The sequence below is a fragment of the Paenibacillus terricola genome (assembly GCF_014779765.1).
Classification (GTDB): Bacteria; Bacillota; Bacilli; order Paenibacillales; family Paenibacillaceae; genus Paenibacillus_T; species Paenibacillus_T terricola.
Map to the genome: position 1 here is coordinate 77293 of NZ_JACXZA010000012.1, position 15053 is coordinate 92345.

The 15053-nt window shown below is 48.9% G+C and carries 16 protein-coding genes, 2 rRNA genes and 1 riboswitch; of the genes, 2 read left to right on the forward strand and 16 right to left on the reverse strand.

Features of this window, described 5'->3' with window-relative positions; all coding sequences use genetic code 11:
- Nucleotides 1-3 precede the first annotated feature (3 nt).
- From rnmV to H8B09_RS29340, 4 genes are all read right to left on the reverse strand, one after another.
- Nucleotides 4-570, reverse strand: a complete 567-nt coding sequence (gene rnmV / locus H8B09_RS29325; protein WP_191207120.1) for a ribonuclease M5 — start codon at nucleotides 568-570, stop codon at nucleotides 4-6.
- A gap of 103 nt (nucleotides 571-673) precedes the next feature.
- Nucleotides 674-1825, reverse strand: a complete 1152-nt coding sequence (locus H8B09_RS29330; protein ID WP_191207121.1) for a resuscitation-promoting factor — start codon at nucleotides 1823-1825, stop codon at nucleotides 674-676.
- Between the two features lie 240 nt (nucleotides 1826-2065).
- Nucleotides 2066-2268: riboswitch (cyclic di-AMP (ydaO/yuaA leader) on the reverse strand.
- Nucleotides 2269-2451: 183 nt separating this feature from the next.
- Nucleotides 2452-3234, reverse strand: coding sequence for a TatD family hydrolase (locus H8B09_RS29335; RefSeq protein WP_191207122.1), 783 nt, complete (start codon nucleotides 3232-3234; stop codon nucleotides 2452-2454).
- 60 nt (nucleotides 3235-3294) lie between these two features.
- Nucleotides 3295-4593: an HD domain-containing protein gene (locus H8B09_RS29340; protein WP_191207123.1), complete on the reverse strand. Its 1299-nt coding sequence runs from the start codon at nucleotides 4591-4593 to the stop codon at nucleotides 3295-3297.
- Between the two features lie 285 nt (nucleotides 4594-4878).
- Between H8B09_RS29340 and H8B09_RS29345 the strand changes: the two genes are divergently transcribed.
- Complete coding sequence (locus H8B09_RS29345) at nucleotides 4879-5133, forward strand: AbrB/MazE/SpoVT family DNA-binding domain-containing protein (RefSeq protein ID WP_006038197.1); 255 nt, start codon at nucleotides 4879-4881, stop codon at nucleotides 5131-5133.
- A 235-nt stretch (nucleotides 5134-5368) separates the two neighbouring features.
- Here H8B09_RS29345 and rsmI read toward each other — a convergent pair whose 3' ends face one another.
- From rsmI to H8B09_RS29395, 10 genes are all read right to left on the reverse strand, one after another.
- Entirely contained in the window at nucleotides 5369-6307 is a 939-nt protein-coding gene (rsmI, locus tag H8B09_RS29350) for a 16S rRNA (cytidine(1402)-2'-O)-methyltransferase (protein WP_191207124.1), read from the reverse strand.
- On the reverse strand, nucleotides 6304-7095 hold the full coding sequence (locus tag H8B09_RS29355) for a tRNA1(Val) (adenine(37)-N6)-methyltransferase (protein ID WP_191207143.1): 792 nt from the start codon (nucleotides 7093-7095) through the stop codon (nucleotides 6304-6306). The genes rsmI and H8B09_RS29355 overlap by 4 nt, the downstream gene beginning before the upstream one ends.
- 199 nt (nucleotides 7096-7294) lie before the next feature.
- Nucleotides 7295-7708: an initiation-control protein YabA gene (locus tag H8B09_RS29360; protein WP_191207125.1), complete on the reverse strand. Its 414-nt coding sequence runs from the start codon at nucleotides 7706-7708 to the stop codon at nucleotides 7295-7297.
- Nucleotides 7709-7742: 34 nt separating this feature from the next.
- Nucleotides 7743-8546 carry a PSP1 domain-containing protein gene (locus H8B09_RS29365; RefSeq protein WP_191207126.1) on the reverse strand — a complete coding sequence of 268 codons (804 nt, stop codon included), beginning with the start codon at nucleotides 8544-8546 and terminating at the stop codon, nucleotides 7743-7745.
- 4 nt (nucleotides 8547-8550) lie between these two features.
- On the reverse strand, nucleotides 8551-9528 hold the full coding sequence (holB, locus tag H8B09_RS29370; protein WP_191207127.1) for a DNA polymerase III subunit delta': 978 nt from the start codon (nucleotides 9526-9528) through the stop codon (nucleotides 8551-8553).
- A gap of 142 nt (nucleotides 9529-9670) precedes the next feature.
- Entirely contained in the window at nucleotides 9671-10111 is a 441-nt protein-coding gene (locus tag H8B09_RS29375) for a YaaR family protein (protein WP_191207128.1), read from the reverse strand.
- Nucleotides 10112-10165: 54 nt separating this feature from the next.
- The gene (darA, locus tag H8B09_RS29380; RefSeq protein WP_191207129.1) at nucleotides 10166-10495 is read right to left on the reverse strand and encodes a cyclic di-AMP receptor DarA; all 330 of its coding nucleotides are present in this window, start codon (nucleotides 10493-10495) and stop codon (nucleotides 10166-10168) included.
- A 72-nt stretch (nucleotides 10496-10567) separates the two neighbouring features.
- Nucleotides 10568-11203, reverse strand: a complete 636-nt coding sequence (gene tmk / locus H8B09_RS29385; protein ID WP_191207144.1) for a dTMP kinase — start codon at nucleotides 11201-11203, stop codon at nucleotides 10568-10570.
- Nucleotides 11204-11322: 119 nt separating this feature from the next.
- Nucleotides 11323-12900 (reverse strand): aminotransferase class I/II-fold pyridoxal phosphate-dependent enzyme, encoded by a 1578-nt coding sequence (locus H8B09_RS29390; protein ID WP_191207130.1) that lies wholly within the window; start codon nucleotides 12898-12900, stop codon nucleotides 11323-11325.
- Between the two features lie 118 nt (nucleotides 12901-13018).
- Nucleotides 13019-13213: a sigma factor G inhibitor Gin gene (locus H8B09_RS29395; RefSeq protein WP_191207131.1), complete on the reverse strand. Its 195-nt coding sequence runs from the start codon at nucleotides 13211-13213 to the stop codon at nucleotides 13019-13021.
- A 258-nt stretch (nucleotides 13214-13471) separates the two neighbouring features.
- Here H8B09_RS29395 and H8B09_RS29400 point away from each other — a divergent pair, with 258 nt between their 5' ends.
- Entirely contained in the window at nucleotides 13472-14002 is a 531-nt protein-coding gene (locus H8B09_RS29400) for a hypothetical protein (RefSeq protein WP_191207132.1), read from the forward strand.
- 615 nt (nucleotides 14003-14617) lie between these two features.
- Here H8B09_RS29400 and rrf (H8B09_RS29405) read toward each other — a convergent pair.
- Both rrf (H8B09_RS29405) and rrf (H8B09_RS29410) read right to left on the reverse strand, forming a co-directional pair.
- Nucleotides 14618-14734 (reverse strand): 5S ribosomal RNA (rrf, locus tag H8B09_RS29405).
- A 225-nt stretch (nucleotides 14735-14959) separates the two neighbouring features.
- A 5S ribosomal RNA gene (gene rrf, locus H8B09_RS29410) occupies nucleotides 14960-15053 on the reverse strand; the annotation flags it as partial.

Consider the following 15053-nt stretch of genomic DNA (forward strand, 5'->3'; position numbering starts at 1 on the left):
TATCTAGCCACGCTCCTGTTCCAACTTCTGCTCCATTTGCCGCCAAGCTTCGATGAATTCCGTCTTCGTAATTCGGAAGCTTACACAGCGCTTGTAGAAGGTTTTACCGTTCGCATAACCGATGCCAAGCAGCTTGCCTATAACCTCTCGGCGCTCAGACGCCTGAGGATGAACGATAAGTCCCGCTTCTATAAGATCGTCCCATGTGACTTCAATTGATCCGCCTTCTCCTGCGAGCTGCTCGGTCCGCACATTAGCCAACGCTTTGCGGATCGCATCCGGAGATGCATTCTCGACACCTATATCGCCTTTATACATTGCTTCCTCTTGCGGAAGAAACGCATGCTTACAGCCAGGAACGCGTTGTGCCACAATTCGCCGAATTCGTTCGCCTGCATGATCGGGATCTGTGAAAATAATAACGCCCCGACGCTCCATTGCGAGCTCTACCCGCTTCAGCACCTGTTCGCCGATCGCAGAGCCGCCTGTTTCAATGGTATCGGCTTCGACTGCCCGTTTAATGGCCGCCGTATCATCCTTGCCTTCCACCACAATTATTTCTTTAATCATCTTGCGCCATTCCTTCCCGCGAGCATACAAAAAGAAGAGGCATCGCCTCTTCTTATGATGGCATATTTGGCTGTGAATTACGATACATATTACTCTGCGAACTCTAACTGGAGGACGGTTTGTTGGGACCGATGATGTACACCGTGTAGCCCTTCTTCATACCGAAATCTTCAGCGTAGTCTTCGCTCTCATAATAAACGTCGATCTTGCTTCCTTTAACCGCGCTGCCTTTGTCTTCCGCACGACGGAATCCGATGCCTTCGATGTAAACCCACCAGCCGATCGGAATAACGTTCGGGTCAACGGCGATTGTCCGTCCTTCCTTCACTTTCGTGCCGGAAGCCGTAATGCCGTATTGCGGATGGCTTGCGCTCTTACCCGTCGACTTCACGCCGGCGGAGTAGGCCGTCAACGTAACATTTTTCAGCACTTTCTTCGCCTTGAAGGAAATGCCTTTCAACGATACCGTCTGCGGGCCGGTCGAGGACTTAGCCGATAAGGTTGTAACTTTCGGCTGCGCCTTCTTCGTGCCGACAGCAACCACTTGATTGACCGTCGGTCTTTCTACTGATTTCTCGACGAGAGCTGTCGATACTAGCTTGCCGTCCTCATATACGCTCTCGAATTGTTTAACAACAACACCATCGGTGCCGTTCTTGACGGTCTTCTCCTTACCCTGCTCGAGGGAAGGATCATCTTGCTTCACGATCGTGAAAGGAACCGTATGCTGGGAGCTCGTTACTTTACGCTCCACACGTACCACCTTCACCGCCATGTTCGGTGTCAGTTCTGCCGTCAGCGCCGGATATACTTTATCATAGCTACGAACCGGAATATTTAATTCCTCGATCGCCGCTTGCACGGTATCCTCGGTCGTGTACACAGTCCAAGTCTTGCCATCAGCTGTTACGGTCACAGGATTTGCCGTATCGATAACAACACGGTCTCCATCTTTAATCGCTGCATTCAAAGGGATCGACACCTTATCATGCGGCCCAACCGTAATAGCTTGTTCATCCAGTAGGCGTTGCAGGACCCATTGCTTCGTTTTCACGACGCTCTCTTGTCCATTCACTACTACGGAGACGCTTCTCTCAGCCGTTCCGTACAACAACACCAATAACATGAAAGTCATAGCGATTGAGATAATTATACTCAATGTGATTAACCGCACGTTTTCATGCTTCCATCGCAATGCGAATGACATGCTGGATGATCGTTTCCCATGGGTGTCCTCTTGCGGAATTACGCCCACTTCTTCGGTCCTCCTTCAAAGTCCCGCCGTCGAGTGTTTCGCATGATACAATTGACGCGACTATAGTATATTGGCATGACGAATCATGCTATCCAGTCCCTCGCACTCCACCTCCATTGTTAACCCTATGTCGACGTATGCCTCTTTATACAAAAAATAAAAGAAGCCATCGACAGAGGATCATCTGCTTCGTGGCTTCCCGATTGGTCGCGACTAATCATGGAAAGTGGGATTCGAAGGTTGATCTCTCTATTGCGCTTACGAGGTTAGCTGTCGGGTTCGGGCAAGAGAGCGCCCTATCGTCACACTGCAACAGTTAGACCGTTATGCAGTGCTTCCAAATTCACCCCATAGGTTTATGCTTCCATGCGTGCACTTAACTGTGCAGCATTACCGCATATGGTTCCCCCGTTCTCCGTTAGGAGATTAAGCGTACTACTGGAAATCCAATACATTGTGTAAGTTCTGAAATGAATCATACCCCGTGTTCGCATGCATTGTAAAGAACAGATAAAAGACGATTTAAACGATATTTAAGGAAATTCAGCGAAAAGAGAAGCGGTTTTCCCAGCAAAATCTACTTTTATCACGCGTAAGGTCCCGATTCCTCACGATCTCAGCCATTCTTAATCGAAACGGAAACATTTTCTAGCGTTTAGAGACGTTAAATATCCAATTTCTTCAACCGTCATACCTTTAATTGCCGCAGCTGCTTCAGCCACAATGGCAACATATGCGGACTCGTTTCTCTTCCCTCTATAAGGGTGCGGAGCCAGATAAGGGGAATCCGTTTCAATGAGCAAACGATCGTTTGGCACTTTTGAAAGCACTTCCTTCGGCACCCTTGCATTCGTGAATGAAACCGGTCCACCGAACGAAATATAGAAGTTCATATCGAGACAAGCCTTCGCCGTGTCCCAACTGCCAGAGAAGCAGTGCATAATGCCGCCGACCTCTTCAGCCTTCTCTTCCTTCAATATACGTACGACGTCTTCATGCGCATCTCGGTTATGAATAACGATTGGTTTGCCAACTTTGCGCGCAAGACGAATTTGTTCACGGAATACACGATGTTGGACTTCCTTAGGCGACGTATCCCAATGATAATCGAGTCCAATTTCTCCGATTGCCACAACCTTCGGATGCGACATGAGCGACTCAATCCATTCAAGGTCCCCATCTTGCATATGAATGCTTTCAACAGGGTGCCAGCCCACTGCGGCATAGATAAAATCGTATTTCTCCGCCAGTGCCATCGTCGTTGGGATCGTTTCGCGATCAAATCCGATATTCACCATAATTTCGACACCTGCTTCGCGCGCGCGTGCGATTACCTCTTCACGGTCACTGTCGAATTTGTGATTATCGAGGTGTGTGTGCGTATCGATTAATGTAAGTTTTCCATTCATGTTGTCTAACTTTCTCCTTCCTATATATACACCCGTTTTTTTGATAAAAATGCTTGCATTTTAGTAGCCGAAAATAGCGCGAATATGACTGTCCAGTCGATGTGCAACAGGGCGGAGCAGATCGTCTGGGAAGTACCAGCGGTGCTTGTCCTGATGCAAGCCCGTCAGCGACCTTATAATATCCGATCGAGCCGAAATTTCTGACAGTCCGCCCTCGGAATCAAGCAGCAGAATCGGAGGCTTCTCACTGTTCTTCTTCCCGTTTCCGGCATCTGGCCGATACACATCGTAAGGAAGATCGAACGGGAAGTCAACTTCGAGGTGATAGTCAGGGTGCAGGCCCGCCTGACGCAGCTGCTGCCTCGCCTCTTCGTAGAGCGCCTCATTATGATCGCTTACAATGACTTCTTTATACAACCGTCTATGTAAGAATCTTCTGCACAGATCCGACAGCCATTCATCCCGCTCGTCCGACCATGCCATGAACACCGTCTGAGCTAACGCTTCATCTAATAGGAAATAATCGCTCGTCGTCAATTCGCCTTGGAATAACTTCAGCAGCGGCTTCGGAAGCCACTCGAACTGATAGCCATTATGGTACAATTCCTTAGCTCTGCCGAAGATGTGGCGAAGGATGATCTCCGAGCTGCGAGTGACGGGATGGAAGTAGATCTGCCAGTACATTTGGTAGCGCGACATTAAGTAATCTTCCACCGCATGCATGCCGCTCTCCTTCACGACTATTCGTCCCTGATGAGGACGAAGCACACGCAAGATCCGCTCGAGGTCGAACGTGCCATAATGGACACCCGTGAAGTACGCATCCCGCAGCAAATAATCCATTCGATCCGCATCCATCTGGCTCGACACGAGGTTCACGACAATCGGCTTATCGTATTGCTTCTTTATAATAGCTGCAACACGCGCTGGGAAAGTCTCGTCCACTTCGCGCAGAATCTGATTAACCTCTGTCTCTCCCATTATAATACGGCATGTCCAATCTTCATGATCCGTGTCGAAAACCGCCTCAATGGAATGAGAGAAAGGTCCGTGACCAAGATCGTGCAGCAGCGCTGCACATAGGGCTGGGAGTCGTTCTTCACGCGGCCAATCCTTATACTCATTGCGCTCGAATTGCGAGATAATACGTCGTGTAATTTCATAGACGCCCAACGAGTGAGAGAATCGACTATGCTCAGCGCCATGAAAAGTTAGGTAGGACGTACCCAATTGTCGAATACGGCGCAATCTTTGAAACTCTCTTGAATTAATAAGATTCCAAATCAGCTCATCCTGTACATACACCGATTTATGGACAGGATCCTTAAAAACCTTCTCTTCTGCTAGCAGTCGCTCCATGTCAATTACACCCCTTAAAAGCTAATTTGTTCAAGATTTCGACACAGGAACATGTTTTTTGTCGAAAACTGTCGTATGTTCATTTCCAAAGGTATTCAGTTTGTTGTATTATATTTGTATTGTTATAATGCCTTGTTTACAGCAAATACAGAAAAAGCAGTGCGCTTTTTACAATTTTTCTATATTGACTGATCTGGGTATTCTTGGTACTATATATTTCATAAAAAGTAAAACCGTGTCGAATGATGACGAATTAATAATTATGTTGAGAGAGGACTGATTCCTATGATGAAATCTACAGGTATTGTTCGTAAAGTTGATGAGTTGGGCCGCGTTGTAATTCCAATCGAATTGCGCCGTACGCTGGGTATTGGTGAGAAGGACGCGCTGGAGATTTATGTGGACGGAGAACGCATCATGCTGAAGAAATACGAGCCAGCTTGTATCTTCTGCGGTAATGCAGAGAACGTTGCATACTTCAAAGGAAAAATTGTTTGCAATGTTTGCCTATCAGAATTGCCTGCACCTGTGACAAAATAAGATTTATAGGTTATAATATACTTATCCACATGTTAATTCTAACCTTTTTCATACTCCTTACGCCTTCCAGCGCTTAAACCCGGCCTGGAAGGTCTTTTTTTTTCTCCGGAACCAATAGCCTCTATCCCGCTCCACGCCTGCAATTCTACCGAATCGGCCGCGCGAACTTCACCGTCTCAGTAACCTTCGATAAACGTTGTGCCCTATGTGGACAAAAGGTGGATAACCTTCTGTGTCATCCACTTTCATCTTTACGCATGACCGCATTGTATACGTCCCGCTTCTGCATCGAACGGTCAGCTGCCGTACGCTTGATCGCTTCCTTCCGATCCAACTGGCCTTGTCCCTCGTAATGTTTGACATGCGCATCGAGTGATAGAGCCGACCACCACAGCTCGCCTGCCCCATTCGGAACGCCGTCCGCTATATCTGCAATGCTACCATCTGCTGAGTGACCGGATGCTTGTGCCGTACGTCCCTCAACAACAATGACATATTCGCCGAGCGGAGGATGCTCCTCCAACCATGCAATGCATTCCGTGATTGTGCCGCGTGCTGCCTCCTCATGCCGCTTGGTCAATTCTCGTGCCATTACAATGCGGCGATCACCAAGCACCTCGAGCATTGCCGGCAGCGTCTTCGTAATGCGATGCGGCGATTCATACATCATGATCGTTCCCTGCTCATATGCGATGCTGGCAAGCCATTCGTTTAATGCCTTGCGCTGTCTTGGCGGGAAACCTGCGAATAGAAATCGTTCGGTAGGCAGCCCCGATATAATCAGTGCCGACAATGCCGCATTGGCGCCAGGCACCGGTACGACACTAATTCCCCGCTCAGCCGCATCGCGGACAAGGTCTGCGCCCGGATCCGAGATTGCTGGCAGTCCCGCATCACTAACAAGCGCAATAGAAGACCCTTCCTCCAGCAGTCGAATAAGCTCTGGGCCGCTCGCTCTCTTGTTGTGCTCATGATAGCTGACGAGCCTTGTCGATATTTCGAAATGGGTGAGCAGTTTGCGTGTCTGCCTCGTATCCTCTGCTGCGATTATATCAACTTCACGCAGCGTTCGAATCGCCCGAAACGTCATATCCTCTAAGTTGCCGATTGGTGTAGCCACTAAGTATAGTGTACCGCTGCTCTCCCCTGCGAAACTGCGTTGAACCTGGATCATTCGTTCTCCTTTCCGTCCGCACCTGCGGCCCACGCTCCATTGCTGCCGTAGTACAGCCGCACAAGCTCATCGGTATATTGCCGTTCCTTCGTATAAACAATTAGCGGTGGCAGAAGCTTGACTGAAGGCTTGCCATCCCGAATTGCTTCTATTAATAACATATTGGCCTCTGCATCGGCATGCGGATGAACGAAACGGATTCGCTTCGGCTCAAGTCTCCACTTACGGAACGACTCGAGAATATCCATCAGCCGATTCGGTCGGTGAACCATCGACACTTTGCCTCCGGTCCGAACAAGTCTTGAACATGCCTCTACGACATTATCGAGCGTGCAGTGCACCTCATGCCGAGCAATCGCATAATGCTCGTTCTCATTCTGATCACCCGTCTGTGCTGGCATATAAGGCGGGTTAACCGTCACGGCATCGTAGATGCCGTTACCTGCTGTTTTCCAATACTCGCGCAGGTCCGCCTCTATAATACGAATCTGATCGCCGAGCTTATTATAAGCCACGCTGCGCCTGGCCATATCCGCCAGCCTTGGCTGAATCTCTACGGCGTCGATCGCCGCCTGTGTCTTGGTCGATAACAGCATCGGAATAACGCCATTCCCCGTGCACAGATCAATGACCCGCCCGCGTGGCGGCACAGAGGCGAACCTGGCGAGCAGCACCGCATCCATCGAGAAGCTGAACACTTCTCGGCTCTGAATGATTTGGAGCTCCTTCGTCATCAGATCATCCAGTCGTTCGCCTGGAAGCAGCTCGATTTCCCCCGCATTCGTCATCATTTGCTCTTGAACTCCGCTCTTTAATCCTTTGTCGACATCCACCGCTCAACGTTCCCCCACTCATTACCTATCTTCATTGTAGCCAATAATACCGCCTAAACAAAACAAAGACCCATTAAAGGGTCTTGTTCGAAATCCAAGCAATTATAAGTTTCACTCTAATATTCATAAGGCTTGGATTTCTCCGGAATGAAACTTATTTATTCAAGAACGAGAGACAGAATAAACAATCGCCTTCCGTCCGCAAATGCCCATAATAGACATTGCATATATGAAAGCCTTCATGATATAGACGGGCAAGATTATCATGACCGCCGCCAATTACGGGGAACGGCTCAGCTTCCGGTGAGACAGGAGGCAGTACGTCCAATTGCTCCGCACTCTCCTTATGATCCGGTAATTCATCCGCAGCCGCCGGCTCCTGCTGTGTCTCCAGAAAAGCCGTTCCTTGTCTTAACAGCTTGCGCAATCGATCGTTCTCTATACTCAACCGCTTATTCTCCTCGAGCAATCTCTTCATATGCAGCTTCATTAACCCGAGTTCAGCGTGAACGGCGCCTACGCGGCCTTCCAGCTCGTCCATTTGTACAAACAGATCATTGTTATCCAAATTTGTTCCCACCTCAGGATCGTGATGGAACGGGTTATTTCACGACGACATCGTCTAACGGAAGCTCTTTAGGCTTACCACCGGTGTCGAGCAGTTGTACAAACACTGTCTTGCTCCCCGCATTAATTCCAGTTACTTTGCCTTCGCCAAGCGAAGTAATGACAATTTTACCGATAGTCGGAATTTCTTCGCGGACACTTTCATAGTTGTCATGCTCATATTTCAAGCAGCACATTAATCGGCCGCATAAACCCGAGATTTTCGTCGGATTCAGCGAAAGATTCTGATCCTTCGCCATCTTGATCGATACCGGTTCGAAATCACCCAGCCATGACGAGCAGCAGAGCACTCGTCCGCAAGGACCGATACCGCCTAGCATCTTCGCCTCATCGCGAACACCGATTTGGCGAAGCTCAATCCGTGTACGGAACACACTAGCTAAGTCTTTCACCAGCTCACGGAAATCAACCCGACCCTCAGCGGTAAAATAGAAAATGATTTTGTTGCGGTCAAACGTATATTCCACATCGACCAGCTTCATCTTAAGCTGATGGTTGCGAATCTTCTCCAAGCATGTCGTGAATGCCTGGCTCGCCGACCGTTTGTTTTCTTCTACCACCTTCGCGTCGGCTTCGTTAGCGATACGTATTACTTTCTTGAGCGGAAGGACAACATCCGATTCACCGACCTGCTTCTGTCCCACCACTACTTTCCCATATTCGATGCCGCGTGCCGTCTCGACGATCGCATACTGATCTTTCGTTACGGGCAGATCGACGGGATCAAAGTAATAGATCTTGCCCGCTTTCTTAAAGCGGACCCCGACGACATTATACAAGGCATTAGCCCTCCTGTAGATTCACCAGTAATTGCTCCAGTGCCAGCTGCGTCGATACGTGTGCGCGTATTCGCTTGCTGCACTCTAGCACATGCTCCATGCAGTTCACCCAGCCATCTGGTGTACGGGCGAAAGCATGCTTGCCAATCCATTCTGACTGATCTATAAAAACGATATCTTCAAGCCTTCCAGCTTGATAATGAATCATATCTTTATACCACAATAACAACATAGTGAGCAAAAGCTGCGGATCTTGTCCAACATCAGATTTCACGACCTGCTGCTGAACGGTAACGATCGCTGCAGTGAATCGGCTTAGGCTCTCCTTACCTAATTGTATCACTACGTTTCTTGTTTCTGCAAACCCATTCTGCTGGATAAGCGCCCTGCATGCTTCGACCCCTGAAGCAATTCGCGAAGCGGTACGAGCCTGCATCGAGGCGATTCCTTCTGCTTCCAATGCAGCTTGCAGCTCCTTAGGAGACAACGGTACGAAAGGGATCGTCTGTACGCGCGATCTGATCGTCGGCAGCATAGCCTGGCCGTTCTCCGTAAGCAGCAGCGCGACGATATCGGACTGCGGTTCTTCCAGAAACTTCAGCAGACTATTCGCTGCTTGAAGCGTCATTGTCTCCGCCTGTTCGACAATATATACCTTTCGCTGAACGCCTGCATTCCGGTAGGACATCTCCCGCTGCAGCTGCTGGATTTGGCCGAGCTTGATTGATGCTCCATCTGGCTCCAGCATATGGAGGTCGGGCTGGTTGCCATGTTCGAACTTCCGACATTCGATGCATTGACCGCATGCGTCGTCTCCACCAGACGTACAGAACAACGCTTGGGCAAAAGCGAGCGCAAGGCCCTTGCGCCCCGTTCCGCGCGGCCCGCTGAACAGATACGCGTGCGACACTTTCTCGCTTCGCAGCGCATAGCGCAGCATCGACTTCGCTTTCTCTTGTCCCGGCACCTGGTCCATACTCATGATGCAGTATCCTTCCTTAATAGAGGAAGTTCAAAAAGTACGCTTTTGATCACGAAGTATCGCAAGAAGTGTAATCGGCATCAGGTGCTGAAAACCGTACTTTTTGAACTCTCATTTTAATACTCAATAATTTTAATACTGACTAATAAAACAAATTAATAAGCAGACCTCGAATTTCACCAATCTTGCTTAGAAGTTCCAGTCTTCCCTGCTCGCTCTGAAGCAATTCCTCTGCCATCTCAATGAGCTTCTCATCGATCTCATCGAGCAGTTTATACCGTTTCATCCGCCCGCGGCGATCGAAACTGCGTTGCTCTTTCAGTCCAACGCCACGTCTAACGGTATCCTCGAGAAACTTCTTGACCATCTGCTGATACAGCTTAAGCTCACGCACCGTCATGGAACGTGACAGACGTTCGCCTTGACTATATATATCCTGCAGCTTGCGTTGAAGCTGTTCGGTCGTCCGCTCCTGTTCATTCTGCTGCATCACGTCTGAGAAACTTCGTGACACAATCGCTTTATTCTGTTGATCCGTTCGCGACCGTTGCTCAAGCGGACGCCATCCTGACTCGATTTTCAAAGGCTGTCGCATCCCTTCTTGTTCGCAGATCCTCGATCGCGACCGTGTCTATATTTAATAATGCTCAAACCGCTCGACTGGAACGACGAAAACGGCCGCGCCGCCGACTTGTACCTCTACCGGGAATGGAATATACGAATCTGCCGAACCATTCATCGGCGACACCGGTGTAACAAGCTGATCTCTTACTTTGCAGTTCGATCGAATGACCTGAAGCACCTCATGGACCCGATCATCCTCAATACCAATCATGAAGGTCGTGTTGCCGGCACGCAGAAACCCGCCTGTGCTGGCCAGTTTAGTCGCGCGGAGACCTTCCCGAACGAGCGCATTGGACAACCGATTACTATCTTTGTCTTGCACGATTGCGATGACTAGCTTCATCTTCAATCCCTCCCCCAGACCAATGGATAGTTAGCTATTAATAGCTATCTCTATTATTTTGACAAAAGTCTGTTAAATTCCTGCACAGCGTGCACGGATTGTCGTAATACATTCATTGAGCACGTCTTCTGGTTGTTGTTCGGCATTAATAACGACGATACGGTCCTTGAACCGTTCCCCAGCTAATAGGAAGCCTTCCCTAACTTTATGGTGGAAAGACGCAGCCTCCAGATCAAGCCGATTGATCTCCCGTCCTGCCGCTTCCTGAATACGTCGCAGCCCCGTCTCTGGCGTTACGTCCAGGTACAAGGTAAGCGTCGGCATTAGCCCATTGATAGCGAATGCGTTGATCGCCATCACTTCATCAAACCCGATACCGCGTGCATGTCCCTGATAGGCAAGGCTGCTATCAATGAATCGGTCACAGAGCACCACCTGACCTTGCTCAAGAGCTGGCACTACCTTCTCCGTCAAATGCTGTCTGCGCGCCGCAGCGTACAGCAGCGCCTCTGTACGCCCATCCATGCTCGTATTGCTCCGGTCTAGGATGACAGCCCGTATTTGCTCTGCAATGGGGATGCCTCCTGGCTCCCGTGTTGTCATTACCTTATGGCCGTCGGCACGGAGTTGTTCCGCTATACCGGTAATCACTGTTGTCTTCCCTGCGCCTTCTCCGCCCTCTATCGAAATAAACAAACCGTTCGTCAACTTCCACGCCTCAATTCGTCTAGAAATACCATCTATATCTATCATAGCAAAAGCCGGTACAGACCGTCACATTTACTGCATTAGAATTTATATTGTTTCCGGTTCAAAAGGGGTTCATATTACGCTTCCGTCGGATGCTCCATAATTCGAATTGTCTGAAGTGTCGGGTCGGATGCTCCTTGACACTTTGCGCCCATTTCAGCCAGCTTTGAGAGTCTGGTAACTATGGAGTGCTTAAGGCGCTCCCCTGCATATACGAGAGGAATGCCAGGCGGGTATGGAATAATCGTCTCGGCGCTTATACAACCAGCAGCACTGAGCAGCGGCACGACAGTGATCATATCCCGATTCATTCTCTTCGTTGAGAAAAGTATTGGATCAGATATCATCCAATCCGCTTCATCTTGTTTGTCTACTACCTGCTGTCGTGATTCCTCTCTGTCTTCATCATAGTTGGCATTCCTAATCTCAAGCTTACGCTCGATCGCCTCACACGCATCAAGGAGACGCTTCGTCTCATCGACTCCTACGAATGGTCCGAACAAGAGCAGCACACGGCATTCATCCGCCATCTCTGCCCAACAGCCATGCCCCTCTAGCATTCGAAGCAGCTCGTAGCCGCTCGCTAAGCCAAGCTTATCGCGCAGAAGAACTCGTAACGGATCGATCCGAACATCTCCTGTCCACTGGGGACCATAATCATCTGTCTTGGCTGCTATATCACGAGCTTGGCCATTGTCTATAGTTGAGACGATTAATCGTCCATTCCGTCGTCCTATCTCTAATCTGAATTGCTCGGCCTGCTTCAATCCAGGCTCGAATAGGACTGATCCTTCCTCCTCTATCATTGCCCGGGCAATATCTAGGGAAGCCATAATCGGAAACGAAGGGCTGGAGCTTTGAACGACTGCTAGCATGTCTCTCAGACGATCCATATCCATATACCGCTCCCGTACATGCAGCATAGCGCCCATCGTCATTGCCGGCAGTGTCTTGTGCGTTGATTGTACGACCGCGTCCGCACCCTCTGAGATTGCGGATACTGGAAAAGCGCCATGCAGCCCATAGTGTGCCCCATGCGCCTCATCGACCAGCAGCGGAATACCATAAGCATGAGCTAAATCCGCATACGATTTAATGGATACCCCTCTGCCATAATAGTTCGGAGTGCTCAACATGACCGCTCTAGCGTCAGGATACCGCTTCAACGCTTGCTCAACCGTTTCTAATGACGGTACCAGTACTGTTCCCTCTCCCGGCTCATAGGCAGGCTGCATGAATACTGCTCTTGCGCCCGCCAAGCGCAGTCCATTCAACACAGACTTATGAACGTTACGCTGGACGAGAATAAGCGCTCCAGGCTCGCACACAGTAAGAATCATTGCAATATTGCCTGCTGTACTGCCGCCAACGAGCAGCATGGTCTCATCCGCTCCGAATACACCAGCAGCCAACCTCTGCGCATCAGCAATGGCGTTCTCCGGAGCATGTAAATCATCGGTTGCAGATATCTCCGTAACATCGATTGATAGCACCCCGCCGAAGCGCTCCAGCCGCTCACGGCGAATCCCTTGCTCATCGGTACCTGCTCGCCAAGCCCGACCGTTACGGTGACCAGGCACATGAAATGAAACCGGATTGGAAGCCTCATGTGTAGTTAGACACTCGTATAGTGGCGCTCTTACTCTTTTGTCCATCGGGCCCATCCTTTATATTAATCATCTATATCCATACTGTTAGCTAGCTGTTTCTTCATCATCTCTCAATATAACATGCCCCAAATGAAAAAGCCTTTCCGATCGCCGGAAAAGGCTTCTACGCGTTTCTCTGAATCCATATTTGCTTCATCTGATGAATATAGAAAGGATACTTCTCATCAAGTACATCCGTAGCTACAATATCAATCTCGCAGTCATCACAAATGAATTCTGTTACAATTCGGATACCCTCGTCCTCGCCCTTCATCTCACCACATATAATACACTTGCAAATATGCTTCGCTTCCTCCATGTTGATACCTCCTAAAAGCAATTTGCCTTCATCTTCGATACTATTACCTGTAAGCAAATTGATTATGGGGAATAACGATCATATCTACTATTATGGTACAAATTCTATTAGTTTAGTCAATTGGGCTCTTATTTATTTCAGATTATGTTGGTGCATCGACTTTGGTGAATAGATGGGCGCAATAATCATGATTTGTATTCAGTAAAGCGGCCTTCCAACCGATAAAGGAGTTGATATCCTCGGAAAGGACAGCTTAGCATGCGACAAACCTTACAGGAACAAGTAAACGCGACTGTATACCAATACCGTCTCATCAGCAAAATAGATATTTATCCAAGGCTGCTGCAAGTCTACAAAATCACTCCATTCCTCTTTATTGCTATCGAAAGTATCCTATTCGGCTGGAGTGGCCTCCTATACGGAATAATTGGCTTGCCTCTAGTCTCACTCCTTCGATTTATTCTGAACCGACTGACCTTGCTGCGAGTAGACAATTATCAGCGCCAGCGATGGGGTTGGAGCATTACCATTCCCTATATGGGCTATAGCCCTGTCTCCGAGGTCAAATTCGGCCTTTATCGCAAAACGGAGCGGACCATGTTCTGGATTGGATTGTGCGTCCTTGGGGCGCTGTTCCCCTGGATCAGGCAATCCGGCTTCTTTGGTCTTCTGCTCTGGCACCTATGGCTCGCCATTCCGGGACTCATTATATGCTTTAAGCTGCGCAAACAGCATTATGATGGGGTTGTTAAACTAGATACAGAAAATATCTCGTACTACCATCGCTAGATGGGACGGTCGATGATCACGAAGTAATTCATGAAGCATATTCGGCGTCGAATCTTGAATCGGCTCTCGAAGTCCAGAGCTTATGCTTCCGATGTAGGTTTCCTATGGAAACCTTGTAACTCATGCAGGCTCTAACCTACACTCCGTTGCTCTAAGCTTTTACGAATGTAAAAGCAGCCTCGGAAGCATATGCTCTTCGATCCAATCCAACCTTCTCGGTGCTGATCGACCTTTATATACATCTTTTATCGTTCCGTAACATTAAACAAGTCGTGTCATAAAGACACGGCTTTTCTTTGTACTTATCGTCGTCTTACTTCTCCGGGACCCAATTGTCCAAGTACCATCGACACTTTAAGCGGTCGATGATCACTAAGTAATTCGTATAGTAGCAGATTCGGCATCTGATCTTGAGCCGGTTCTCGAATTACACTACTCAACTAGGTTCTAAACTATACTCCGTTGCTCTAAGTTTTTACGAATGTAAAGCAGCTTTGGAAGCATAAGGCTTTCCATCCAATTCATCCCTCTCGGTGCTGATCGACCTCTATATACTTCTTTTCTCGTTCCGGGAACAACAAAAAAGCCGTGTCATTAAGACACGGCTTGCTTCGTGCTTGGCGTCGTCCTACTCTTCCAGGACCCTGCGGTCCAAGTACCATTGGCGCTGGAGGACTTAACGGTCGTGTTCGGTATAAGTACGCGTGGAACCCCTCCGCCATTGACATCAAACGAATAATCGACCAGTGATCACGATGTGAACTCAAGGAGCTTACTCGACGTCGAATCTTGAACCGGCTCTCGAAGTCCGCTACTCATGTAGGTCCTAACCTACACTCCATTGCTCCTTCTTCAATCCAATTCAACCTTCTCGGTGCTGACTGGCCTTTATATACATCTTTTCTCGTTCCGTATAACAACAAAAAAACCGTGTCATTAAGACACGGCTTGCTTCGTGCTTGGCGTCGTCCTACTCTCCCAGGACCCTGCGGTCCAAGTACCATTGGCGCTGGAGGACTTAACGGTCGTGTTCGGTATGGGAACGCGTGGA

Excerpts from the sequence above, each read along its gene's own strand:
- rnmV (WP_191207120.1), bottom strand. The coding sequence starts at position 570 with ATGATTAAAGAAATAATTGTGGTGGAAGGCAAGGATGATACGGCGGCC.
- H8B09_RS29335 (WP_191207122.1), bottom strand. The coding sequence starts at position 3,234 with ATGAATGGAAAACTTACATTAATCGATACGCACACACACCTCGATAAT.
- H8B09_RS29340 (WP_191207123.1), bottom strand. The coding sequence starts at position 4,593 with ATGGAGCGACTGCTAGCAGAAGAGAAGGTTTTTAAGGATCCTGTCCAT.
- H8B09_RS29345 (WP_006038197.1), top strand. The coding sequence starts at position 4,879 with ATGATGAAATCTACAGGTATTGTTCGTAAAGTTGATGAGTTGGGCCGC.
- rsmI (WP_191207124.1), bottom strand. The coding sequence starts at position 6,307 with ATGATCCAGGTTCAACGCAGTTTCGCAGGGGAGAGCAGCGGTACACTA.
- H8B09_RS29355 (WP_191207143.1), bottom strand. The coding sequence starts at position 7,095 with ATGACGAATGCGGGGGAAATCGAGCTGCTTCCAGGCGAACGACTGGAT.
- holB (WP_191207127.1), bottom strand. The coding sequence starts at position 9,528 with ATGAGTATGGACCAGGTGCCGGGACAAGAGAAAGCGAAGTCGATGCTG.
- darA (WP_191207129.1), bottom strand. The coding sequence starts at position 10,495 with ATGAAGCTAGTCATCGCAATCGTGCAAGACAAAGATAGTAATCGGTTG.
- H8B09_RS29390 (WP_191207130.1), bottom strand. The coding sequence starts at position 12,900 with ATGGACAAAAGAGTAAGAGCGCCACTATACGAGTGTCTAACTACACAT.
- H8B09_RS29395 (WP_191207131.1), bottom strand. The coding sequence starts at position 13,213 with ATGGAGGAAGCGAAGCATATTTGCAAGTGTATTATATGTGGTGAGATG.
- H8B09_RS29400 (WP_191207132.1), top strand. The coding sequence starts at position 13,472 with ATGCGACAAACCTTACAGGAACAAGTAAACGCGACTGTATACCAATAC.